Below are 22,672 nucleotides of genomic sequence, written 5' to 3' on the forward strand. Positions count from 1 at the left end.
ATGGAAATAAACTCCAAGCCCAGTTTATGGCAGTCCTGTGTCATGGTGCTCAAGCGTGATCTGCGCCTGGCGTTACGCAACCAGAGCGACCTGGTTAACCCGCTGATCTTTTTTGTGATGGTCGCGACCCTGTTTCCCCTGGGGGTGACGCCGGATAAAGAGTTCCTGTCCCAGATCGCGACCGGAATTATCTGGGTGGCGGCCCTGCTGGCTACCCTATTATCGCTGGATGCGATGTTTCGTTCCGATTATGATGACGGCTCGCTGGAACAGCTGTTGCTGAGTCCCTATCCGTTGTACCTGCTGGTACTGGCCAAGGTGACCAGCCACTGGATTGTCAGCGGGCTACTGTTGACGTTGTTGTTCCCCCTGCTCGCCATCGTGCTGTTTCTGCCCTGGGAGGGGTATCCTGCCATGTTGGCGAGCCTGTTGCTGGGTACGCCGCTGTTGAGCCTGATTGGGGCGATCGGGGCGGCCCTGACCGTGGGGCTGAAGAAAGGAGGGGTGTTGCTCTCCCTGCTGATTTTGCCGCTCTATATCCCGGTGCTTATTTTTGGCACCGGTGCCGTAGGGGCGGCGATCAATGGTACCCCCTATATTGGGCACCTGTTGTGGTTGGGGGTGTTTCTGGTGATGGCGATAACACTGGCCCCCTTTGCAATAGCGGCGGCGCTGCGGGTGAGCATCGCCGGATAGGGCCCTCGCATGCCCCCTCGGGGGCTAGCCCTGATTTGGTCATTGCGGAGGATCGACCGCAGTGGCATAGGTTTTAGATAAACGGGACGCGGAAACGATGAACTGGACTTGGTTTCACAAAATGGGCTCGCCCAAGTGGTTTTACGACATCACCGACAAGTGGATGTTCTGGCTGGGGCTGGCCAGTGCGGTGCTGCTGGCGGTAGCGATGGTGTGGGGGCTGGCCTTTGCCCCCGCCGACTACCAGCAGGGAAATAGCTACCGGATCATCTTTGTCCATGTCCCCTCCGCCTTCCTGGCTCAGGCCTGCTACATCATGATGGCGGTCGCCGGTGCCATTGGCCTGATCTGGAAGATGAAACTGGCCGATATGGCCGCCAAGGTGAGCGCCCCCATCGGTGCCTCCTTTACCATTCTGGCGCTGCTGACCGGTGCCATCTGGGGCAAGCCCACCTGGGGTACCTGGTGGGTGTGGGATGCACGCCTGACCTCCATGTTGCTGCTGCTGTTTCTCTACTTCGGTTATATGGCGCTGCAGTCGGCTTTCGATAACGAGGCGACTGCCTCCAAGGCCAGCTCTATCCTGGCGTTGGTGGGGCTGGTCAATATCCCCATCATCAAGTACTCGGTGGAGTGGTGGAACACCCTGCACCAGCCAGCGACCCTGACCCTGACCGAACGGCCCGCGATGGCAACGGAGATGCTGATCCCCCTGTTGTTGTCGATTGCCGCCTTTTACTGCTTTTTTACCCTGGTATTCCTCATGCGACTGCGTACCGAGGTGCTGATTCGTGAAAATCGCACCAACTGGGTGAAGAAAATTGTTCAACCTGATGTCTGATTGAGGTAGCCGATGTATTTTGACAGCTTCGCGAGCTTTATCGAGATGGGTGGACATGGCCCCTATGTGTGGGTCTGCTATGCCATCACGGCGCTGGTGGTGATCTTCAACGTCTGGAGTCCGCTGCGCATTCGCAAGAGTTTTATCGCTGATATGAAGCGCCGTATGCGCAGAGAGGCCAAACAATCATGAATCCTATCCGTAAAAAACGCCTGATAATCGTTCTGTTCCTGGTTTTTGGGGTGGCAGCCGCCGTGGGGCTGGCTCTGGTGGCGCTGCAACAGAACATTAATCTGTTTTTTTCTCCAACGCAGATCGCCGAGGGCGAGGCCCCGGTCGGTCAGCGCATTCGTGGTGGCGGCCTGGTGGTAGCCGGTAGCGTTAACCGTGACACCCAGAGCCTGAAGGTGCATTTCGAGATTACCGACGGTGCCAAGAGTGTGCCGGTCGAGTATGTAGGTATCCTCCCCGACCTGTTTCGTGAGGGACAGGGCATCGTTGCCCAGGGCGCGATGCGTGAAGACGGAGTCTTCGAGGCGGTAGAGGTGCTGGCCAAGCACGATGAAAACTATATGCCGCCCGAGGTGCAGGAAGCCATCGATAAGGCAGGTCACCCGACCAAATCCACCGAAAGCTAGGGGCTTGAAAAAGCAGAGCGAACAACCTGAAACGCCGGAGGCGTGTGGAATATGAATGAAATTGGAACTCTGATTCCAGAGTTTGGGCAATTGGCCCTGATTCTGGCGCTGATGTTTGCGGTGCTGCTGGCCTCGGTGCCTCTGGCCGGAAGTTACACCGGTAATCGTCAATGGATGGCGCTGGCTCGCCCCCTCAGCTGGGGAATGTTCAGCTTCTTGATGTTTGCCCTGGTGTGCCTGGGGATCTCCTTCGCCCGCGACGATTTCTCGGTTCGCTACGTGGCGCAGAACTCCAACAGTATGCTCCCCATGCAGTACAAGATCAGCGCTGTCTGGGGCGGGCACGAGGGCTCGCTGCTGTTGTGGATTGTGATTTTAGGGGGCTGGTCCTACGCGGTGTCGATCTTCAGCAAGGGTCTGTCCCGCGAGATGATGGCCCGTGTGCTCTCTGTGATGGGAATGATTGCCATTGGCTTCCTCCTGTTTATGATCATCACCTCCAACCCCTTTGATCGCCTGCTGCCCAACCATCCCGTCGATGGTAACGACCTCAACCCGTTGTTGCAGGATGTGGGGCTGATCGTTCACCCGCCGCTGCTGTATATGGGGTATGTGGGCTTTTCGGTCGCCTTCGCCTTTGCGATTGCCGCCCTGTTGGGCGGTCACCTGGATGCCGCCTGGGCCCGTTGGTCCCGCCCCTGGACCAATGTGGCCTGGGCGTTTCTGACCCTGGGTATCGCACTGGGTAGCTGGTGGGCCTACTACGAGCTGGGTTGGGGCGGCTGGTGGTTCTGGGACCCGGTTGAAAACGCCTCCTTTATGCCCTGGCTGGTGGGAACGGCGCTGATGCACTCCCTGGCCGTGACTGAGAAACGGGGAGTCTTCAAGAGCTGGACCGTACTGCTGGCGATCTTTGCGTTCTCCCTCAGCCTGCTGGGCACCTTCCTGGTGCGTTCGGGTGTGCTGACTTCGGTTCACGCTTTTGCCACTGACCCGGCCCGGGGTGTGTTCATTTTGCTGTTCCTGCTGTTTGTGGTGGGTGGCTCCCTGACCCTTTATGCCTTCAAGGCACCCGAGGTGCGGAGCAAGATCACCTTTGCCTGGAGCTCCCGTGAGGCGTTCCTGCTGATCAACAATATCCTGCTGACGGTGGCCGCTTCCATGGTGCTGCTGGGTACACTGTTCCCGCTGCTGCTGGATGCGGTGGGTGGAGGTAAGATCTCGGTCGGCCCTCCCTATTTCAACGCTCTCTTTACTCCGCTGGTGGCGCTGATGGCGGCCACGCTGGGGGTAGGGATGATCTCCCGCTGGAAAGAGACGCCGCTGAGCTATATCTGGAACCAGCTCAAGCGCGCCCTGCTGCTGACCGTGGTGCTCGGCGTGCTGTTCAGCCTTTTCTACGGTGATGATTTCTACTTCTCCGTGCTGCTGGGTATGACCCTGGTGTTCTGGGTGGTGTTGGCAACCCTGCAGGATATTTTGAATCGGACCCGTAACAAGCGCGGTATCCTGGCACGTCTTGGCTCTCTCAAGCCGGTCTACTGGGGCATGGTAATGGGTCATCTGGGGTTGGCGTTCGCCATTGTGGGTGCCGTCCTCACCAGTCATTACACGGAAGAGCGTGACCTACGCATGGTGCCCGGCGACACCCATGAACTGGGGGGCTATACCTTCAAGTTTATGGGCGCCCGCCACCTGATCGGCCCCAACTACGAGGGGGATGAGGGTGTGTTTGAGGTCTACCGTGGAGACAAGCTCTATCGCACCATGACGCCGGAGAAACGGATCTATAACGTTTCCCAGATGCCGATGACCGAAGCGGCCATCGACCCGGGCCTGAGTCGCGATCTCTACCTGGCGATGGGGGAACCCCTGGGCGAAGGGGCCTGGGCGGTCCGTATCCAGTACAAGGCGTTTGTGCGCTGGCTGTGGCTGGGTGGCCTGATGATGGCCATCGGTGGCCTGCTGGCAGCATCGGATCGTCGTTATCGCCTGCGGGAGCGGGTGGCGCAATCGGATGCGGCCGGCGCTGCATCAACATCTACCCTGGTGGCCAGATAGTTAAGGAAGTCGGATGAAACGTTTAAAGCTGTTTATCCCCCTGATCATCTTCGTGGTGATCTCGGGGTTCCTTTACAAGGGACTGTTTCTGGAGAAGGAGATTCTGCCTTCTGCGCTGATCGATAAGCCGTTTCCGGAGTTTTCGCTGCCGACGGTGAAGGATCCGTCCCGCAGGATTACCCGCAACGACCTGCTTGGCGAGGTGTCGTTGGTCAATGTATGGGCGACCTGGTGTCCCTCGTGTCGCGTAGAGCATCCCTACCTGGTGAAGCTGGCCCGTGAAGAGGGCATTCGCATTGTCGGTATCGATTACAAGGACGAGCGCGACCAGGCTCTGCGTTGGTTGAAGGAGCTGCATGACCCTTACGTGTTCAGTATTGAAGATGCGGATGGACGCCTCGGGATCGACCTGGGTGTCTACGGTGCCCCCGAGACCTACCTTGTGGACGCTAAGGGCATCATCCGCTATAAGCACGTGGGGGTGGTGGACGAGGTGCTGTGGAACAACACCCTCAAACCCCTGGTTGAGCAGTTTCGCAGGGAGGAGGGGTGATGGTTAGAGCCTTGATGCTGATGATCGCGCTATTGGTGCCCCAGGCACAGGCGGCGATCGATACCTACGAGTTCAGTACCCCTGATCGTCAGGACCGTTTTGCAGTGCTGACCGAAGTGCTGCGCTGCCCCAAGTGTCAAAACCAGAATATCGCCGACTCCAACTCACCCATTGCCAACGACCTGCGGCATGAAATCTATCGCATGCTCGAAGAGGGCAAGAACGATGATGAGATTGTCAACTTCTTGGTGGAACGCTACGGAGAGTTCGTGCTTTATGACCCGCCTTTTAGCACCAAGACCCTGGTACTCTGGGGTGGGCCGGTATTGCTGCTGCTGATTGGCCTGTTCGTTCTTGTCGGCCTGTTGCGTAAAAACAGCCGTCAGCAGCGGGATTTTGCTCCCAGCGAGGCAGGAGGCGAGGAGGCTTCCGAGGCCCTCTCCGAGGAAGAGGCGCAACGTCTCAACCGTCTCCTGCAGGGTAAATAGCCGCCGCTTTTTGTGCCCGGGCCGGTGTCAAACCGGCCCCTTTCTCCCGCCAATTGCTCGTTTCCCTTGGCCCGGGTGGCGTGTAAACTGATCCCTCAATAAGAACCCCTGCGGCACCGCCCTGTGGTCGCTGTAAACGGGGCTTTCCAGATTCAGGACCATTAGAAAGCATGCGACTCAAGTGTATTAAACTCGCCGGATTCAAATCCTTTGTGGATCCGACTACGGTACAGTTTCCCAGCAATATGTGTGCGGTGGTGGGCCCTAACGGTTGCGGCAAGTCCAACATCATCGACGCAGTGCGTTGGGTGATGGGGGAGAGCTCAGCGAAAAACCTGCGGGGAGAGTCGATGACCGACGTCATCTTTAACGGCTCCAACGCCCGCAAGCCGGTGGGACAGGCCTCGGTGGAGCTGGTGTTCGACAACAGCGATGGCACCATTCGGGGCGAGTATGCCGCTTTTGCAGAGATCTCCGTGCGTCGCAAGGTAACCCGTGACGCCAAGAACAACTACTACCTCAATGGCACCAAGTGCCGCCGCCGAGACATCACGGATATCTTTCTGGGTACGGGTCTCGGCCCTCGCAGCTACTCCATTATCAGCCAGGGGATCATCTCCAACCTGATCGAATCGAAGCCGGAAGAGCTGCGTGTCTTTATCGAAGAGGCCGCGGGCATCTCCAAATACAAGGAGCGCCGCCGTGACACCGAAAACCGTATCCGCCGCACCAATGAAAACCTTGAGCGACTCACCGACCTGAGGGATGAGCTTGAGCGCCAGCTGCATCACCTGCACAGTCAGGCCCAGGCGACCGAGAAGTACAAAGAGTACAAGGCCGATGAGCGCCTGAAGAAAGCGCAACTGAGTGCCCTGCGCTGGCGCGGAATCGACTCTGAAGTCAGTGACAAGGAGGCGATCATCCGCGACCTCGAGGTGCGCATGGAATCCTTCGTGGCGGACCAGCGCTCAATGGATGCGGCCATCGAGAAGAAGCGCGATCATCATACCCAGCTGACCGACCGCTTCAACGAGGTGCAGGGGCGCTTCTACAGTGTGGGCGGCGAGATCGCCCGCATCGAACAGACCATCCAGCACACCCGAGAGCGTTCGCGCCAACTGCTCGAGGACCTGCAGCAGGTCGAGCACAACTGGGATGAGAGCAACCGGCACCTTGAGGCCGACCGGGAGCTGGTTGAGCGCTTGCAGCTTGAACTGGAGGAGCTGGAGCCGGAGCTTGAGCTGGTGCGCGAGACCGAAGAGGAGGCCACCCTGACCCTGGAAAGCGCCGAGGAGGCGATGCAGGAGTGGCAACAACAGTGGGACAGTTTCAACCAGAAGGCCTCGGAGCCGCGCCAGCGGGCTGAGGTCGAGCAGTCTCGCATCCAGCATATAGAGCAGGTGGTTGCGCGCCTCGGTGAACGCATCCGCAAGCTACAGGATGAACGCGCCGAGTTGAGCGTTGGCGAGGCCGAAGAGGAGTTGGAGCTGCTCTCGGAGCAACTGTCCGAGCTGGAGATGGCGGGTGATGACCAGCAGATGAGCCATGAGGGTTTGCAGGAAACCATCGAACAGCGGCGCGAAGCGATTCAGCAGACCAGTGCCCAGCTGGACGCGCTTCGCACCCGCTTACAGAGTCAGCAGGGTCGGCGTGCCTCGCTGGAGGCATTGCAGCAGGCCGCCCTCGGTCAACAGGGCAGCCTTGGCCAGTGGCTGGAGCAGCAGGCGCTGGCGGACCGCCCCCGGTTGGCGGAAAACCTGCAGGTGGAAGAGGGATGGGAGCAGGCACTGGAGACCGTGCTCGGTGACACCCTGCAGGCGGTCTGCGTGGAGGGGCTGGACCCGGTGGTTGAGCTGCTGGAGGGGTTGGATGCGGGCACCCTGACCCTGTTTGAGTCGAACTCCCCTGGGGGAGCGTCTGGCACCGCGCCCAATACCCTGCTGTCGAAGATACGCTCGGATAGCGATCTTAGCGGTTTGCTCGAGGGGGTGCTGGTCGCGGATGAACTCAGCGATGCCCTCGCACAACGGGGAGCATTGAAGGGGCAGCAGTCGATCATTACCCGTGATGGCGTCTGGGTAGGGCGCAACTGGTTGCGGGTCGCCCGCGACGAGGACCAGCAAGCCGGCGTGCTGCAGCGCCAACAAGAGTTGGAGGAGCTGGTCGCTGCCATCGGCAACGACCAGATGCAGGTTGAGTCAATGGCGGAGCAGCTGGAGAAGGAGCGTGAGGCGCTGAAAACCGCCGAAGCCGAGCGCGAGTCCCTGCAGAAGGCGATCGCCGAGCAGGGGCGTCGCCAGAGCGAGGTGCGGGCTGAACTGAGTGGTCGGCGTGTTCGCATTGAACAGGTGGCCGCTCGTCGTGACAGCATCGACACGGAGCTCGAGGAGCTTCGGGAGCAGCAGGGACTCGAGCAGGAGAAGCTGGGGGAGGCCCGCCTGGTACTGCAGGAGTCCCTCGACCGCATGGAGAACGATGCGGGGCAGCGTGAGCAGCTGCTGCGCCAGCGCGACGACAACCGGGCACGTTTGGATACGGCCCGCCAGCGCTCCAGGCACGATAAGGACCGCAGTCACCAGCTGCAGTTGCGCTACCAGTCGATACGGACACAGCTGGACGCCACCCTCGGGGGGCAGCAGCGTCTCAAGGCTCAGATCGAGCAGCTGGCCGAACGCAAGCAACAGTTACAGCTGGGGCTTAGCCAGACCGATGAACCGGCCTTGGAGCACAAGCTGGTGCTTGAAGAGCTACTGGAGCAGCGGGTATTGGTTGAGGAGGAGCTGGCGGAATCCCGGCGCCAGGTGGAGGCACTCGACCACCAGATGCGAGAGCATGAGAAGCAGCGTTCCGAGGCGGAGCAGCAGGCCAATACCCTGCGTGGCCAGCTGGAGCATATTCGTATGGCCTGGCAGGCGCTGCAGGTGCACCGTGAGAAGTTGCAGGAGCAGCTGCTGGAGGAGCAGTTTGACCTGCCCACCGTGCTGGATAACCTGCCCCCTGACGCCACCGAGAGTGAATGGGAGGATCAGCTGCGCCGTCTCGATAACCGCATCCAGCGCCTCGGGGCGATCAACCTTGCGGCAATTGATGAGTACAAGGCCCAGGCCGAACGCAAGGAGTACCTGGACGCGCAGAATAATGACCTGGTGGAGGCCCTCACCACCCTGGAGAACGCGATTCGCCGTATCGACCGGGAGACCCGCAGCCGCTTCAAGGAGACCTTCGAGAAGGTCAACAGCGGGCTGCAGCTGCTGTTCCCCAAGGTGTTTGGTGGCGGGCACGCCTACCTGGAGCTGACTGGCGATGATCTGCTGGATACCGGTGTGACCATTATGGCGCGCCCCCCCGGCAAGAAGAACAGCACCATCCACCTGTTGTCGGGCGGCGAGAAAGCGCTGACGGCCATCGCCCTGGTGTTCTCGATCTTCCAGCTCAATCCGGCTCCCTTTTGTATGCTGGATGAGGTGGACGCGCCCCTGGATGATGCCAACGTGGGACGCTACGCCCGCATGGTGGAGGAGATGTCGTCATCGGTGCAGTTTATCTACATCACCCACAACAAGATCGCCATGGAAGCAGGCAACCAGCTGATGGGGGTCACCATGCATGAGCCCGGTGTCTCCCGCATGGTGTCGGTGGATATCGAGGAGGCCGCCGCCCTGGCTGCCGTCTAGCCATTGGTGGCCCTGTTTGTGGTTGGCATGGCGCGGTGACCTTTTGAGTTTTGGGCGGCGCTGTCCGATAATAGGCACCATATACAAGGGTGCGAGGGCAGCCGATCGCGCAGGGCATCAGGCCGGATATCGGTAGGCGGTGAAGGGTGTTTTGTGGCGCAATCGGAGTGTTAGTCTGTGCAGGTAGATGTCATCCGGTGATGACGGAACAGGGGTAACAAAAGCAAGATGGATATGGGTGTGCGTGAGTGGCTGGTCGTCGTGGCCGTGCTGTTGATAGTGGGTATTTTGGCGGACGGATACCGGCGTATGCGGGCGGCCCGCCAACGTTCCCAGGAGCTCGACTTCTCCTTCAAGGGACGCTCGGAGGAGTTTAACGACGAGCTGCCCAACGGTGGTGCGCGGGTTATTCTGCGTTCTCAAGCCGCGGATGCCGATGCCGGCCAGCCCGAAGAGGATGATGAGCAGGACCCGCTCTTTATGCCTCCCCCCCGTAACACCTCGCGCCCAGTCATTCCGCCAGCGGAGGATCAGGATCTGGAGTCAGGTGAAGCCTTTGGCTCAGCCCTTGATGAGGCCCTCGCCTTCGACGCTGACCCCGAGCCCTTTAGCGCGGATGTCGGGTCGGACACCCCCGCGCAGGAGGAGCCCCTCTTCGATCCGGCGCCCGAGCCGATCAGTGCCACGCCCCGTGAAGCGGCTTCCCGGCCAGCGCAACCTCCCAAGACCAAGGACGCCCAGGCCGAGAAACCCGCTGCACCCGCTCGCCCGGTCAAAGCGGCGCCCGAAGAGGCGGAGATGCCCTTCGCCCAGGTGCCACTGAACCTGGATGAGCCGGTGCCGGTGCTGATGGAGGTGGATGGTAAATCCCCCGACGCGGTATCGCCCCGCGCCAGCGAACGCAAACGTAAGCCGCGGGTTGAGCCCAGGCCCTCGCAGGATGAGAGTCCCCGGGAGAGCGAAAAGCGCCCGGCCGCCGAGGAGATCATTGTCATCAATGTGGTCTCCCGTCCGGGCCAGGTATTCTCTGGCGAGGCCCTGCTGCAGCAGTTGCTGGCGCAGGGTCTGAAGTATGGGGAGATGAGCATTTTTCATCGTCACGAGCAGTTTAATGGCCAGGGACCAGTCCAGTTCAGCCTTGCCAATGGGGTCGAGCCTGGCAGCTTTGATCTCGACCACATGGATCAGTTACAGACCCCGTTGGTGACCCTCTTTATGGGGCTGCCGGGCCCGCGAGAGCCCCTCAAGGCCTTCGAGATGATGGCGACCGCGGCCCAGACCCTGGCGCGGGAACTGGGAGGCGAGCTCAAGGATGAGAGTCGCAGTGTGATGACCCAACAGACCCTGGCCCACTGCAAGCAGCGGATTACCGACTTCGAGCGGCGCCAACTCACCCGTAGCCGACACTAAGAGCCCCGGGTTGTTGTTGATTTCAAGAGATAACCGATGAACCAGACCCTGTCGGCCGCGCAGGAGATTGCGCAGCTGCGTGAGCAGCTTAACGAATACAACTACCGCTACTACGTGCTCGACGACCCCACGGTGCCCGATGCCGAGTACGATCGCCTGATGCGTCGCCTGCAGGGGCTGGAGGCTTCGCACCCCGAGCTGATGAGTGCGGACTCCCCGACCCAACGGGTTGGCGGCGAAGCGCTGGCGGCCTTTGACCAGGTCACCCACGAAGTGCCGATGCTGTCGCTGGACAACGCGTTCAGTGTGGACGAGCTGAAGGCCTTCGAGAAACGCTTGCAGGACCGCCTCGGGCGTCTGGACCAGCTTGAGTTCGCCTGCGAGCCGAAGCTTGACGGTATTGCCGTCAGCCTGCTCTACGTCGAGGGGACGCTGGTGCGTGGTGCCACCCGTGGCGACGGCACGACCGGTGAGGATATCACCGCCAATGTGCGTACCATCGACTCGATCCCGCTGCGGCTGCGGGGACCCTCGGTGCCGCCCTTGCTGGAGGTGCGTGGCGAGATCTATATGCCCAAGGCGGGCTTCGAGTCTCTTAATGCGGCGGCCCGTGAGCGGGGTGACAAGCCCTTTGTGAACCCCCGTAACGCCGCCGCCGGCAGCCTGCGCCAGCTGGACCCCCGTATCACCGCCACCCGCCCTCTGCAGATGTGCTGCTACAGCCTGGGGCGGGTAGAGGGGATGGAGCTGCCCCTCAACCACAGCGAAGTGTTGCAACAGTTAAACGCCTGGGGCTTACGCATCAACCGTGAAATGCAGGTGGTTGAGGGAGCCGAGGCCTGCCAGTCCTACTACGAGCAGATGGCGCTGAAGCGGGTTCAGCTCCCCTACGAGATCGATGGCATCGTCTTCAAGGTGAACTCCCTTGAGCTGCAGCGACGGCTCGGATTTGTCTCCCGCGCACCGCGCTGGGCGATCGCCTACAAGTTTCCGGCGCAGGAGGAGATGACCCGCTTGCTGGATGTGGAGTTCCAGGTGGGACGCACCGGCGCGGTCACGCCGGTGGCGCGGCTGGAGCCGGTGTTTGTGGGCGGAGTGACGGTTAGCAACGCCACCCTGCACAACATGGATGAGGTGACGCGGCTCGATATTCGGATCGGGGATACGGTCATTATCCGCCGTGCCGGCGATGTGATTCCCCAGGTGGTGAAGGTGGTGCTGGAGCGACGGCCGGCGGATACGCGCCCCGTCCTGCTGCCTGCACGCTGTCCTGTGTGCGATTCCGAGGTGGAGCGCGAAGAGGGGGAGGCGGCCGCGCGTTGCAGCGGGGGGCTCTACTGCCGAGCCCAGCGCAAGCAGGCGATCAAACACTTTGCTTCACGCAAGGCGCTGGATATCGACGGGCTGGGTGACAAACTGGTGGAGCAGCTGGTCGATGAGCAGCTGATACAAACCCCCGCCGACCTCTTTACCCTCGCACTTGAGCCGCTGGCGGCACTGGAGAGGATGGGGGAGAAATCGGCCCGTAACCTGCTGGCGGCGCTGGAGAAAAGCCGCACCACCACTTTGCCCCGTTTCCTTTACGCGCTGGGGATTCGCGAAGTGGGGGAGGCCACCGCGCTCAACTTGGCGCGACATTTTAAAACCCTGGACGCTTTGCTCACCGCGGACGAAGCGGCCCTGCTGGAGGTGGAGGATGTGGGGCCTGTGGTGGCCCACCACATCCAGCTTTTTTTCCGTCAGCCCCACAACCTTGAGGTGCTGGAAGCATTGCAGGAGCGTGGTGTTCACTGGCCCGATATGGTGGTGGATGCTGGCGCCCGCCCCCTTGAGGGGCAGACCTGGGTGCTGACCGGAACCCTAACCAGCATGGGGCGTAGCGAGGGCAAAAGTCGTTTGCAGGCCCTCGGGGCCAAGGTCGCCGGCTCGGTATCGGCCAACACCAGTGTGCTGGTCGCCGGTGACAAGGCGGGCTCCAAGCTGGCCAAGGCGGAGCAGCTGCAGGTGCCGGTGCTGGACGAGGTCGCCTTCGTCGCCCGCCTGGCGGAGCTGGAGGGGCGTGCATGAGCCGCTGGCGTGGCCTTCTGGTGCCGGTGATGGCATTGCTGCTGACCGGCTGTGTCACCTCGCCGCCGCGCAACCCCGACAACCTGTGCTCCATCTTTCGCGAGCAGGACGACTGGTACGAGGCGGCCAGCGACGCCAATGAGCGCTGGGGTACGCCGATCCAGGTGATGATGGCGATCATGCACCAGGAGTCGCGCTTTGTCGCCGATGCCCAGCCACCCCGTACCTGGTACCTCGGGTTTATTCCGGGGCCGCGTCCCTCATCGGCCTATGGCTATGCCCAGGCGCAGACCCCCGCCTGGGACGACTACCTCAAGGAGGCGGGCAGCTGGGGAGCGGACCGTGATGATTTTGCCGATGCGGTGGACTTTATCGGCTGGTTTACCTGGAAAACCCATCAGGTCAACGGCGTCTCCAAATGGCACGCCGACAAGCAATACCTGAACTACCACGAAGGCTGGGGGGGCTATCGCCGCGGCACCTACAAGAGCAAGCCCTGGCTTGTGAAAGTGGCGGCCAAGGTGAAGAGGCGGGCCAGCGATTACGGCGCCCAGCTGCGCAGCTGCCAGTCGAGCCTGGAGGGCGGTTTTTTTAACTGGTTCTGAGTTTTTCCTTCCCGGCCCGATTCCCCTCGGCGGGGGATTTGGGTATCGTTGATCGGAGTGGTGCCCGCGGGTGCCGGTCAACAGGGTTAGCTTTTCAAGGAGAGGATTGGGTGGATCACGAGTCGATCGTCTATGGCTGTATCAAGGACCTGCCGTTCGGTGATGACCGCGAAATGATGGTGCGCCGCAAGCACAACCTGAGGGCGATCAAGTCGCTGCCGGGTATGGATGACTGGCCCTTCCTCTCGCGGGAGATGTTTGCCGCCACGGCAGGGCTGCCTACCGAAGTCAGTACCTACCAGACCCAGGTGATCCACTTTGGCGCCTCCTACCGGGCGATCGAATATGAGTGGGAGCAGTGGATTGCCAAGTTCGAGCAGTTGCTGCAGTCGATGTACTGGGTGTCGGTGGCGGTTCACCTGGAGACCGAACTCTCCGGTACCCACACCTTCACCTGGGATTCCGATACCAGCTTCCACCAGCCCGGCTCCGGTGATATCCGGGTACGCTGCGAGTGGCAGCACGAGGGGAGCCTGGGGGGCTCGCGCTTCTAGCTCTCCTCCGGCAGGTCACGGCGCAGGACGATATTCACGCTCTCGGTCAGCTGAGTATAGAGAATCACCGCCTCACCCCGATCGAGCAGGCGGCGAACCGCGCTGACCCGCTGCTCCAGGCTGTCATCGTAGCCGTTGTCGGTCCCCTCCCGGGAGACAAACTCTTCTATCAGGTTGGTCAGGGTTGCCGCTTCCAGGTCGCGGTGGGGGATAATCATGGATCGGGCTCGTCATCTGCGGGCTAAGGGGTGCCTATGGTAGCCGACAATCCCCGTTCGCGGATAGCCTCGGCGCCAGGTTGGCGTGGCTGGAAATGTGTGCCTGGCGTGGTAGAGTACGCCCCATTATCGCAACAGATCCATGGCTGAGAACGCCCCGGCATTGAGGACGAAACGGAGTATGGTCGAAGATAACCGCCAACAGGCGCGGCAGGAGTTCATGACCCGGGAGGGCTGGGGGGCGGCTGAGGTGGAGCCGCTGGCGGCCGATGCCTCCTTCCGCCGTTATTTCCGTCTCCGGCGCGCCGGCGAGAGCTGCCTGCTGATGGACGCGCCACCGCCCCAGGAGCAGATACTTCCCTTTATCTCCATCGCCCAGCACCTGGTCAGCTTAGGCCTTCGGGCGCCCCGGGTGCTTGCCAGCGAGCTCGATGCGGGCTTCGCGCTATTGGAGGATTTCGGTGACGACACCTTCACTCGCCTGCTGGCCCGGGGCGAAGCGGAGGCTTCCCTTTACCGGATGGCGGTTGATGTGTTGATCCAGCTGCACCGCCACCCGGCGGCTACGGAGCTGGAGCTGCCCCCCTACGACGAGCAGGCACTGCTGCGCGAGGCGCTGCTGCTGGTTGACTGGTACTACCCGGCGTTGAACGGCGTTGACTGTCCCGCTGAGGCGGTGGAAAGTTACCGGGCTGCCTGGGTCACTGCCCTGGCGCCGCTCAGGGCAGAGCCGGCCACCCTGGTGCTGCGGGATTTCCATGTCGATAACCTGATGCGGGTGGGGGACGGCTCCAGCGTTGCCCACTGCGGTCTGCTGGACTTCCAGGACGCCCTGATCGGCAGTCCCGCCTACGACCTGATGTCGCTGCTCGAGGATGCCCGCCGCGATGTCACACCGGCCCTGCAGCAGGCGCTGATCGACCATTACCTGACGACCCGAACTGAGCTGGATGCCGGTCAGTTTATGAGAGCCTATCGTATTTTGGCGGCCCAGCGTCATGCCAAGGTAGCCGGAATCTTCGTGCGCCTGATGGTGCGTGACGGCAAGCCGATCTACCTGCAGCACCTTCCCCGTGTAGTGGCGCTGCTGACCCGTAACCTTGAGGCACCGGAGCTGGCACCGGTTCGGGAGTGGGTGGCGCGCTGGATGCCCAACCTGGGAGTCCCCCTGGTGCTGGCGCCGTGATCACCGATCCTTTTTTTTACCTCTGCGCCATTCCGGCGGTGTTGCTGTTTGGCATGGCCAAGGGGGGATTTGGCGGTACCGTAGCGGTGGTCAGTGTACCGCTGATGGCGCTGGCGGTTCCCCCGTTGCAGGCGGCGGCCATACTGCTGCCGATCCTGGTGGTGATGGATGCGGTCGCGCTCTGGAGTTTTCGCGGCCAGTATGATCGGGTCAATCTTAGAATCCTGCTCCCTGCGGCGGTGGCCGGGGTGGTGGTGGGGGCCTTTTTCTTCCGTTACCTCTCCGACGATGCGATCCGCATCCTGATAGGCCTGATCGCGGTGGTCTTCTGCCTCAACTACTGGCTCAGTCCGGGCTATCGGAGCAAAACCGAACCCAACTGGGTCAAGGGCTCCTTCTGGGGGATGATGGCCGGCTTCACCAGCTTTGGTATTCACGCCGGCGCGCCACCGGTCAGCGTCTACATGTTGCCGCAGCAGCTGGAGAAGAAGTTATTGATGGGGACTTTTGCGGTCTTTTTCGCGGCGGTCAACTTTGTGAAGCTGTTTCCCTACGCATGGCTGGGCAGCTTCGACAGCGCCAACCTCCTGACCTCGCTGGTGCTGATTCCCCTGGCGCCCATCGGGGTGCGGCTGGGCTTTTACCTGCTGCACAAGGTGAAGGAGCAGACCATCTATCGACTGGCCTATTTCTTCCTCTGTGTGATGGGGGTGAAGTTGCTCCACGAGGGTGTTCTGGGCCTGATCGCCGCCCAGCCGCTGGGGGCGATCTAGTGGCCTGCACGTGCAGACCTAGAACAGGTCCATAAAGCGGTAGTAGAGCATGCCGGCGGCCAGCAACGGGCTACGCAGGTGCTTGCCGCCGGGGAAGGTCATGTGCTTGATGCGGGCAAACACATCGAAGCGCTCGGCCTGGCCGCTGATCATATCCGCAATCAGGCGCCCCATCATATGGGTGGCGTTCACGCCGTGGCCGGAATAGGCCTGGGCATAGATCACGTTGTCACTGAGGCGACCCAGCTGTGGCATGCGGTTGGCGCCGATACCGATGTTGCCACCCCACTCGTAGTCGATGCGGACGTCGGCCAGCTCAGGGAACACCTTCAGCATCTTGGGCTGCATCGCGGCCTTGATGCTCGCGGGTTCACGGCCGGAGTAGTTGCACATCCCCCCAAACAGCAGGCGTTTGTCGGCGCTGAGGCGGTAGTAGTCGAGGGCGACCCGCTGGTCGCAGATCGCCATGTTCTGTGGGATCAGGCGGCGGTGGACCGCTTCGGGAAGGGGCTCGGTGGCGATCACGTAGCTGCCGGCCGGCAGCACTTTACCGGCAATTCTGGGTTCCAGGTCGCCAATGTAGGCGTTACCGCCCAGTACCACAAAGTCGGCACTGACGCTGCCGTGCTCGGTATGCACCACCGGCTTGCTGCCATGCTCGATACGGATCGCCGGTGAGTACTCGAAAAACTGTGCCCCCATCTGCTCGGCAGCTGCCGCTTCCCCCAGGCAGAGGTTGAGGGGATGAACATGGCCACTGCCCATATCGATCATGCCGCCGATGTACATGTCGGAGCCCACCACCGAGGGGATCTCGCTCCGGTCCAGCATGCGAATCTCGTGGGCGTACTGGTAACGGCTGAGCTCGTCGAAGCTCTCCTGCAGCTCTTTCATATGACGGGGACGGGTAGCCGCGTCAAAGTAACCCCAGGTGAGGTCACAGTCGATATCGTATTTGGCCACGGTGTGACGCACGATCTCGACCGCCTCCAGCCCCATGCGAAAGATCGCCTCGACCCCCTCGCTGCCAATCTCGTTACGGAACTGCTCGGCGCCATGGCCGATGCCCCGAATCAACTGTCCACCGTTGCGACCGGTTGCTCCCCAGCTCAGCTTGCGGGCCTCCAGCAGGATCACGCGATAGCCCCGTTCCGCCAGGTTAAGGGCGGTGCTGACGCCGGTGAAGCCGCCCCCCACCACACAGACATCGGCGCTGAGGCTACCCTCCAGGCGCGGATACTCGGTGTGCCGATTGGCGCTGGCCAGGTAGTAGGAGGGGGCGTGCTGGTCGGTGTGTACGGGTGCGTTCATCTGTTTAATATTCTAATTGACTTTGTAAATTAAAATTTACATGAGCATACCCCGCGCCTTTGCCCTATGGCAAGGAGAGATTCCCGCCAGTGGCAGTGCCGGCTTAGAGGCGGTTGCGGATCAGCTGCCTGACCAGGAAGCGGCTGGGGTTGATGGCACGCCATATACGTTGGCTGACCGGCAGGGGGTCATTGCAGATCATACTGGCCAGGATCTCCCCGCCCAGCGGGCAGGTGACCAGCCCCCGGGAGCCATGGGCCGTGCTCAGGTAGAGGCCTGGCAGGTAGGGGCAGTGTCCCTCGAACGGGGTGTTGGCATCCTTGCGCAGGCGTCCATAGCGCTGGATAAACTCTGTTGCATCCACCAGCGGGCCGATCAGCGGCAGGTAGTCGGGACTGGTGGTACGAAAATGGGCGCGCCCCCCCTGCACTCGCGAGAGGGAGGCGTCGAGGGCCTGGTGCAGCAGGGGGCTGATCTGGTGAAGCAGCTGCAGATTGTGCAGGTGATCCTCGTCGCGGCACTCGGTTGAGTCGCTGTCAAAGTTGAAGGTCGCCCCCAGGGTGAGCTGACCCTCACGGGGAGGGGCGATATAGCCCTCTGCGCACACTACCGCGCGAGGTGAGACTTTATCACTCGATGGCAGGTAGCTGATCTGGCCGCGGATCCGTTTGAGGGGCAGGTATTGGCTCTGGGGGAGTTGGTTACAATCCTGTCCAGTGGTAAGGATCAGCTGGCTGGTGTCGATTGTCTCACCTTGCTGATTGGTTAGCCGCCAGCCTGCACCGGCGACCAGCGGCTCTAGGCGGGTTAACTCCCAACGGTTGATCAGCTCGATATTGGGGTGCTCCAGCAGCGCCCGGCACAGGCCCGGAGGGTTTACCCAACCGCTGTCGGGAAACAGCAGGCCATCGCAGTTAAGCGCAAGACCACTGGTTTCGCTGAGCTCGGCGGCACTGGCCCGGGTCATGAAAGTGGGGTGGAAAAGGCCGCACTCAATCAGTTGCTGCTGACGTTGCTGCTCACGCGGGTTATGGGCCAACTGGATGACCCCGCAGGGTGACCAGACAGAGGGATGCTGATCGGGGGGCAGCAGTTCATGCAACAGCGCCAGGCTGAACTGGGTGCCCTGGTGCACCAGCTCCGACAGCTCGGTTCCCTGGGCTGAGAGTTTGCTGTAGAGCACCCCCTGGGGGTTGCCCGAGGCTCCGAGGGCGGGGGATTCCTTGCGTTCGAGTACCCTTACTTTCCAGCCCCGGCGGGCCATAGCGAAGGCTGCGCTGCAGCCCGCCAACCCGGCGCCCACGACGACAATCTCCCGTGAGGCTGTGCTGCTGGGGTAGCGCTGCCAGGGGGGGGCGGGTGTGCGATCAGGGGCGGAAGTGGTATGCGCGAAGGTGCCTCGAAGCATATCCCGCTTGGTGCCAAATCCCGCTACCTTTTCCACCCTGAAACCCACCGCCTGCAGGCCCCGGCGAACCAGGCCGGCGGCGGTGAAGGTTGAAAAAGTGGCGCTCGGGCTGCTGAGTTGCGCCATCCGCTGGAACAGCGCTTCCTGCCACATCTGTGGATTCTTGGCGGGGGCAAAGCCATCAAGGAACCAGCAGTCGATCTCGGCTTCAAGTGCCTGCAGTGACTCGGTAGCATCACCCAGGCAGAATGTGAGGCTGACTCTCCCTTCGTCAAACAGCAGGCGGTGCATGCCACTCAGGGCTTTGGGTAAACGTTGCAATAACCGGGCAGAAAAGGGTTCAAGCTCGGGCCACAGCGCCAGGGCGCGCGCCTGCTCCTCGATAGCGAGCGGGTATTTTTCGGTGGTAATAAAGTGGAGTCGGGCACTGGCCGGGGCCTTCTCCCGCCACAGTTTCCAGCAGCAGAGAAAATTGAGGCCGGTACCAAAACCGGTTTCAGCGATGGAAAAACAGCCCCCTGGCGACAGCGCCTGGAAACGCTCGCTAAGTCTGTTGCTGCGCAGAAACACATGGTCTGATTCAAGCAGGCCGTTATGGACGGAAAAATAGATGTCGTTAAAGCGTGGGCAGAGTGGCTGTCCCTGCTCATCCCAACTCAGGCCGTTGGAGTGATGATCGTTGGAAGTGGGAGGGGACAAGTGCGCCACCATAAGGTAAATTGGAAATAACTCGAACTATTCTACTAATAAGATGATCGTGACCCAATCCCTTGCGGAGCTAAGGCACCGCTATGCCCGACATCACCTTCGCCGATGGAGGGACTTGCCTTGAGCTTGACGGCACTGCAGCTCGTAGCGGCAGTTATTCTCGGTGGCATGGCTTGCCTCTTTGTGGGGCTGCGCAACTACATCGGGTTGGTGCCCTGTTATGTGTTGCTGGGCGGTATCAACCTGATCCACTTCTCCCCCGCGGTGTCGCTGGAAAGCTTCAGGGCCTGGGAGGCGATTACCCCGCCGATATCGCTGCTGGCCCTGCTGCTGATTGCGCTTTACCGTGGCGCTTCTGCGGCGCGCATCGCGGTCGCCATTGTCGCCTGCACCTCCGTTGGCCTGCCACTGCTTGAGATTGTAGCCGGCTCCTTTATGGGCGGGTCCCTGTTTTTCGATTCGGTGGTGGCGATTCCCTTCGAGCAGGCGCTGTTCAAAATGGCGACCCTGGTGGTGCTTATGATCTTCACCCTGGCGGCTTACGAGCAGGTGCGGGGGCGGATAGGCGGTATCCGGTTTTGGGCGCTGTCGACGGTGCTGTTCGGCAGTGTCTTCATGGATGCGCTGTTGACCATGCTGGTGATGGGCGGCAGTCAGTGGTTTGTGCAAAAGCTGGTGGTGGCCGCGATTGTGCTGGTTCCTGCAGGAGCGCTGTTGCTGTTTGCCGCCAGTCCCCGAACGGCTGAGCTGCATGGGCTTGGGTTCTGGTTCGGTGGCCGCAGCGCCCTCGGGGACAAGCCGGGCCGTTCGGGTACCCAGCGCCATTACCACAGTGACCAGCAGGCCCACGGGCAGTTGGATAATATATTGGAGACTCAACTGGTCTACGCCTATGCCGTGGACCTGGACCTGCGCTACACCCTGTTTAACAAAGCCCACGCCGACCTTGTGCGGCGGGTAAACGGTACCGAGTTGCGTCTGGGCATGGAGCTTTTCTCCGGTGTCTCTCACAAGGATTGGGTGGAGGAGATCCGCATTGCCATCAACCAGGCGCTGCGAGGAGAGAATTACCGGCTCGAACGCCAGATCGAGACCCGTGATGGTGAACATCTGGTGCTGGATACCCGTTACGGTCCGGTGCTGGATGAGCTGGGCCACATCGCCGGTGTCGGGGTCTGTGCAATCGATGTCTCCGATGTACGTCGAACCGGCGATGCCCTGAAGGCCTCCGAACAGCGCTGGCAACTGGCTCTGGAGGGGAGCCAGGAGGGGTTGTGGGACTGGAATATTGAGGAGGAAACCCTGTTTCTCTCCAAACGCTGGTATGAGATCACCGGCTACGATATCGATGAAGGGATCGATGTGAGTTGCTGGAAAGGGCTGCTGCACCCGGATGATCGTCTCAAGGTGGGGCGAGAGGCCGTGGCTCACCTCAGGGGCTCGGACCCCTACTATCACAGCGAACACCGAATCCGGGTGGCGGGCGGCCAATACCGTTGGGTATCCGAGCGGGGGATTGCCACCTTCGATGCCCAGGGTAAGCCCCTGCGTATGATCGGTACCATGACCGATATTGACGATGCCAAGTGTGCCGACGAACGCATTCGCCAGAGTGAGGAGCTGCTCAGCTACGCCTTTGAAGTGGCTGACGAGGGGATTTGGGATGCCCATATCCCTTCAGGCCGGGTGTTTTACAGTCCCCGCTTCCTGGCGATGCTGGGGTACAGTCTGGAGGAGTTCGGCGACAACCTGGCCTTTTGGCCCCGCTTTATCCACCCGGATGACCGGGCGCGGGTGGCGGCCATGTTGCAGCTGCCTCAGAGTGGCGGCGGGCGTTTCGAGGAGCGCTTTCGGATGTACCGCCAGGACGGCGAGATTATTCATATCCTCTCCCGCGGGCGTGTTGTCAGCTGGCGTGATGACGGCCAGCCCCTGAGGGTGGTGGGCATCCACAAGGATATTACCCAGGATGTGGAACGCCTCGAACAGATCGAGAGCCTGGCGTTTTATGACTCCCTCACCAACTTGCCCAACCGACGCCTGCTGACGGAGCGTGCCGAGCAGAGTCTGGCGTTGGCGCGGCGGAACAAGGGTTCACTGGCGGTGCTGGTGATTGACCTCGACAAGTTCAAGGATGTGAATGACACCCTGGGCCACGATGTGGGGGATCTCCTGCTGGTTGAGGTGAGCCAGGCGATCAGGGGGTGCCTGAGGGATGTGGACACCCTGTGCCGGCAGGGGGGGGATGAGTTCACCATCATTCTTCCCGACTGTTCGGGGATCTCGGCGCTGGAGGTGGCCGAGCGCATTGCCGACGCGGTGGAGAAACCACTGCAGCTAAAAACCCACCGCGTCCAGGTAGAAGCGAGTATCGGGGTTGCCTGTTACCCGGAGGACGGTGAAGACCTGACCAGCCTGCTGAAGCATGCAGATATCGCCATGTACCAGGCCAAGCAGCGAGGGATTGCGGTCTCCCTGTTCCACCTGGACCAGGCGAAGGTTCTGGAACGGCGGGTGATGATAGAAAAGGAGCTGCATGAGGGGATGGAGACCGAGCAGGTGTACCTTGAGTACCAGCCCAAGATCGACCTGCTCAGCGGGCAGATCGAGGGGGTAGAGGCGCTGGCCCGATGGAACCATCCAGAGCTGGGGATGGTTAGCCCGGCCGAGTTTGTTACCATCGCTGAGCAGTCGGCCCAGATTCACCGGCTGGGTAGGCGTGTTCTCGACCTGGCCTGCCGGCAGCTGATGCAATGGCGGGGGGAGGGGATTAATCTCAGCATGGCGGTGAACCTGTCGGCTCAGGAGCTGCAAAACGAGCAGCTCCCCGATTACATCGCCAGCCTGCTTAGCCGCTATCAGATCGGCCCCCGGCAGCTGGAGATCGAGCTGACAGAAACGGCCATCATGGGCAATGTCGACCGCTCGATCGCTTTGCTGGAGCGGATACGTGCATTGGGTATACGGGTGGCGGTTGATGACTTCGGCACCGGCTACTCCTCCTTCAGCTATCTTAACCAGCTGCCCATTGCCAGTATCAAAATCGACCGTACCTTCGTCAGCCAGCTGGGTCGCACCACCTCGCAGAGGGGGGATGCGGAAACCATTATCCGGGCCATCGTGGGGTTGGCGCACAACCTGGACCTGCAGGTAGTGGCCGAGGGGGTGGAGACCCCGCTGCAACAATCCTATCTCCAGCGCCTGCGGTGCGATCAAGGGCAGGGCTACCTGTTCTGCAGGCCTACCTCGGCCGGCGAGGTCACCCGCCTTATCCGGGAGCAGGGCAGTCTGCTGGCCCAGGAGGCAGGTTGACCTGATGGCAGCAGGTTAACCCTGTCCTGGCGGCGGGAAGAAGAGAGGCCGTTGTTAGTGCAAACTGTTCTCAAGGCTGTCTGGACTTGCCCTGGCACGGAGGTTATAACTGTAATGGCTCACCAAGAGTGTCCAGGGAGGTATAACCACCTCCCACCGCGTGACTACT

18 protein-coding genes are annotated in these 22,672 nt (G+C 61.3%); 15 read left to right on the plus strand and 3 right to left on the minus strand.

What is annotated here, in order from left to right; all coding sequences use genetic code 11:
* The 12 genes from ccmB (at position 1) to D0544_RS04740 (ending at position 13,587) form a co-directional block, all read left to right on the plus strand.
* Positions 1-696, plus strand: coding sequence for a heme exporter protein CcmB (gene ccmB, locus D0544_RS04685; protein ID WP_125014840.1), 696 nt, complete (start codon positions 1-3; stop codon positions 694-696).
* Between the two features lie 97 nt (positions 697-793).
* The gene (locus D0544_RS04690; protein WP_125014841.1) at positions 794-1,537 is read left to right on the plus strand and encodes a heme ABC transporter permease; all 744 of its coding nucleotides are present in this window, start codon (positions 794-796) and stop codon (positions 1,535-1,537) included.
* Between the two features lie 12 nt (positions 1,538-1,549).
* Positions 1,550-1,729: a heme exporter protein CcmD gene (gene ccmD, locus D0544_RS04695; protein ID WP_125014842.1), complete on the plus strand. Its 180-nt coding sequence runs from the start codon at positions 1,550-1,552 to the stop codon at positions 1,727-1,729.
* The gene (ccmE, locus tag D0544_RS04700; protein WP_125014843.1) at positions 1,726-2,175 is read left to right on the plus strand and encodes a cytochrome c maturation protein CcmE; all 450 of its coding nucleotides are present in this window, start codon (positions 1,726-1,728) and stop codon (positions 2,173-2,175) included. Before ccmD ends, ccmE begins: the two co-directional genes overlap by 4 nt.
* 69 nt (positions 2,176-2,244) lie before the next feature.
* Complete coding sequence (locus D0544_RS04705; protein WP_125015869.1) at positions 2,245-4,236, plus strand: heme lyase CcmF/NrfE family subunit; 1,992 nt, start codon at positions 2,245-2,247, stop codon at positions 4,234-4,236.
* 13 nt (positions 4,237-4,249) lie between these two features.
* Complete coding sequence (locus D0544_RS04710; RefSeq protein ID WP_125014844.1) at positions 4,250-4,789, plus strand: DsbE family thiol:disulfide interchange protein; 540 nt, start codon at positions 4,250-4,252, stop codon at positions 4,787-4,789.
* Positions 4,789-5,277 carry a cytochrome c-type biogenesis protein gene (locus tag D0544_RS04715; protein WP_125014845.1) on the plus strand — a complete coding sequence of 163 codons (489 nt, stop codon included), beginning with the start codon at positions 4,789-4,791 and terminating at the stop codon, positions 5,275-5,277. The genes D0544_RS04710 and D0544_RS04715 overlap by 1 nt, the downstream gene beginning before the upstream one ends.
* Positions 5,278-5,447: 170 nt before the next feature.
* Positions 5,448-8,951 (plus strand): chromosome segregation protein SMC, encoded by a 3,504-nt coding sequence (smc, locus tag D0544_RS04720; RefSeq protein ID WP_125014846.1) that lies wholly within the window; start codon positions 5,448-5,450, stop codon positions 8,949-8,951.
* 228 nt (positions 8,952-9,179) lie between these two features.
* Complete coding sequence (gene zipA / locus D0544_RS04725) at positions 9,180-10,361, plus strand: cell division protein ZipA (protein ID WP_125014847.1); 1,182 nt, start codon at positions 9,180-9,182, stop codon at positions 10,359-10,361.
* Positions 10,362-10,397: 36 nt separating this feature from the next.
* On the plus strand, positions 10,398-12,428 hold the full coding sequence (ligA, locus tag D0544_RS04730) for an NAD-dependent DNA ligase LigA (RefSeq protein WP_125014848.1): 2,031 nt from the start codon (positions 10,398-10,400) through the stop codon (positions 12,426-12,428).
* On the plus strand, positions 12,425-13,033 hold the full coding sequence (locus D0544_RS04735) for a transglycosylase SLT domain-containing protein (RefSeq protein WP_125014849.1): 609 nt from the start codon (positions 12,425-12,427) through the stop codon (positions 13,031-13,033). The genes ligA and D0544_RS04735 overlap by 4 nt, the downstream gene beginning before the upstream one ends.
* A gap of 110 nt (positions 13,034-13,143) precedes the next feature.
* A complete protein-coding gene (locus D0544_RS04740; protein ID WP_125014850.1) occupies positions 13,144-13,587 on the plus strand; it encodes a hypothetical protein in 444 nt (147 codons plus the stop codon).
* On the opposite strand, the gene D0544_RS04745 is transcribed toward D0544_RS04740, so the two are convergent.
* Positions 13,584-13,805: a YheU family protein gene (locus tag D0544_RS04745; RefSeq protein ID WP_125014851.1), complete on the minus strand. Its 222-nt coding sequence runs from the start codon at positions 13,803-13,805 to the stop codon at positions 13,584-13,586. The genes D0544_RS04740 and D0544_RS04745 overlap by 4 nt on opposite strands.
* A gap of 181 nt (positions 13,806-13,986) precedes the next feature.
* On the opposite strand from D0544_RS04745, the gene D0544_RS04750 reads away from it, so the two are divergent.
* Together D0544_RS04750 and D0544_RS04755 are read left to right on the plus strand one after the other, a co-directional pair.
* Positions 13,987-14,991 (plus strand): aminoglycoside phosphotransferase family protein, encoded by a 1,005-nt coding sequence (locus D0544_RS04750; protein WP_125014852.1) that lies wholly within the window; start codon positions 13,987-13,989, stop codon positions 14,989-14,991.
* On the plus strand, positions 14,988-15,764 hold the full coding sequence (locus D0544_RS04755) for a sulfite exporter TauE/SafE family protein (RefSeq protein WP_125014853.1): 777 nt from the start codon (positions 14,988-14,990) through the stop codon (positions 15,762-15,764). Before D0544_RS04750 ends, D0544_RS04755 begins: the two co-directional genes overlap by 4 nt.
* A gap of 18 nt (positions 15,765-15,782) precedes the next feature.
* On the opposite strand, the gene D0544_RS04760 is transcribed toward D0544_RS04755, so the two are convergent.
* Together D0544_RS04760 and mnmC are read right to left on the minus strand one after the other, a co-directional pair.
* Positions 15,783-17,075 carry an NAD(P)/FAD-dependent oxidoreductase gene (locus tag D0544_RS04760; RefSeq protein ID WP_125014854.1) on the minus strand — a complete coding sequence of 431 codons (1,293 nt, stop codon included), beginning with the start codon at positions 17,073-17,075 and terminating at the stop codon, positions 15,783-15,785.
* A 103-nt stretch (positions 17,076-17,178) separates the two neighbouring features.
* Positions 17,179-19,182: a bifunctional tRNA (5-methylaminomethyl-2-thiouridine)(34)-methyltransferase MnmC2/FAD-dependent 5-carboxymethylaminomethyl-2-thiouridine(34) oxidoreductase MnmC1 gene (gene mnmC, locus D0544_RS04765; RefSeq protein WP_207905757.1), complete on the minus strand. Its 2,004-nt coding sequence runs from the start codon at positions 19,180-19,182 to the stop codon at positions 17,179-17,181.
* A gap of 129 nt (positions 19,183-19,311) precedes the next feature.
* On the opposite strand from mnmC, the gene D0544_RS04770 reads away from it, so the two are divergent.
* Entirely contained in the window at positions 19,312-22,503 is a 3,192-nt protein-coding gene (locus D0544_RS04770; protein WP_164880837.1) for a sensor domain-containing protein, read from the plus strand.
* Positions 22,504-22,672 lie beyond the last annotated feature (169 nt).

It is taken from the genome of Aestuariirhabdus litorea (assembly GCF_003864255.1).
Lineage (GTDB): Bacteria > Pseudomonadota > Gammaproteobacteria > Pseudomonadales > Aestuariirhabdaceae > Aestuariirhabdus > Aestuariirhabdus litorea.

What these genes read in the sequence shown, in the direction of transcription:
- ccmB (WP_125014840.1), top strand. Translation starts at nt 1, where the DNA reads ATGGAAATAAACTCCAAGCCCAGTTTATGGCAGTCCTGTGTCATGGTG.
- D0544_RS04690 (WP_125014841.1), top strand. Translation starts at nt 794, where the DNA reads ATGAACTGGACTTGGTTTCACAAAATGGGCTCGCCCAAGTGGTTTTAC.
- ccmD (WP_125014842.1), top strand. Translation starts at nt 1,550, where the DNA reads ATGTATTTTGACAGCTTCGCGAGCTTTATCGAGATGGGTGGACATGGC.
- ccmE (WP_125014843.1), top strand. Translation starts at nt 1,726, where the DNA reads ATGAATCCTATCCGTAAAAAACGCCTGATAATCGTTCTGTTCCTGGTT.
- D0544_RS04710 (WP_125014844.1), top strand. Translation starts at nt 4,250, where the DNA reads ATGAAACGTTTAAAGCTGTTTATCCCCCTGATCATCTTCGTGGTGATC.
- D0544_RS04715 (WP_125014845.1), top strand. Translation starts at nt 4,789, where the DNA reads ATGGTTAGAGCCTTGATGCTGATGATCGCGCTATTGGTGCCCCAGGCA.
- smc (WP_125014846.1), top strand. Translation starts at nt 5,448, where the DNA reads ATGCGACTCAAGTGTATTAAACTCGCCGGATTCAAATCCTTTGTGGAT.
- zipA (WP_125014847.1), top strand. Translation starts at nt 9,180, where the DNA reads ATGGATATGGGTGTGCGTGAGTGGCTGGTCGTCGTGGCCGTGCTGTTG.
- ligA (WP_125014848.1), top strand. Translation starts at nt 10,398, where the DNA reads ATGAACCAGACCCTGTCGGCCGCGCAGGAGATTGCGCAGCTGCGTGAG.
- D0544_RS04735 (WP_125014849.1), top strand. Translation starts at nt 12,425, where the DNA reads ATGAGCCGCTGGCGTGGCCTTCTGGTGCCGGTGATGGCATTGCTGCTG.
- D0544_RS04745 (WP_125014851.1), bottom strand. Translation starts at nt 13,805, where the DNA reads ATGATTATCCCCCACCGCGACCTGGAAGCGGCAACCCTGACCAACCTG.
- D0544_RS04750 (WP_125014852.1), top strand. Translation starts at nt 13,987, where the DNA reads ATGGTCGAAGATAACCGCCAACAGGCGCGGCAGGAGTTCATGACCCGG.
- D0544_RS04760 (WP_125014854.1), bottom strand. Translation starts at nt 17,075, where the DNA reads ATGAACGCACCCGTACACACCGACCAGCACGCCCCCTCCTACTACCTG.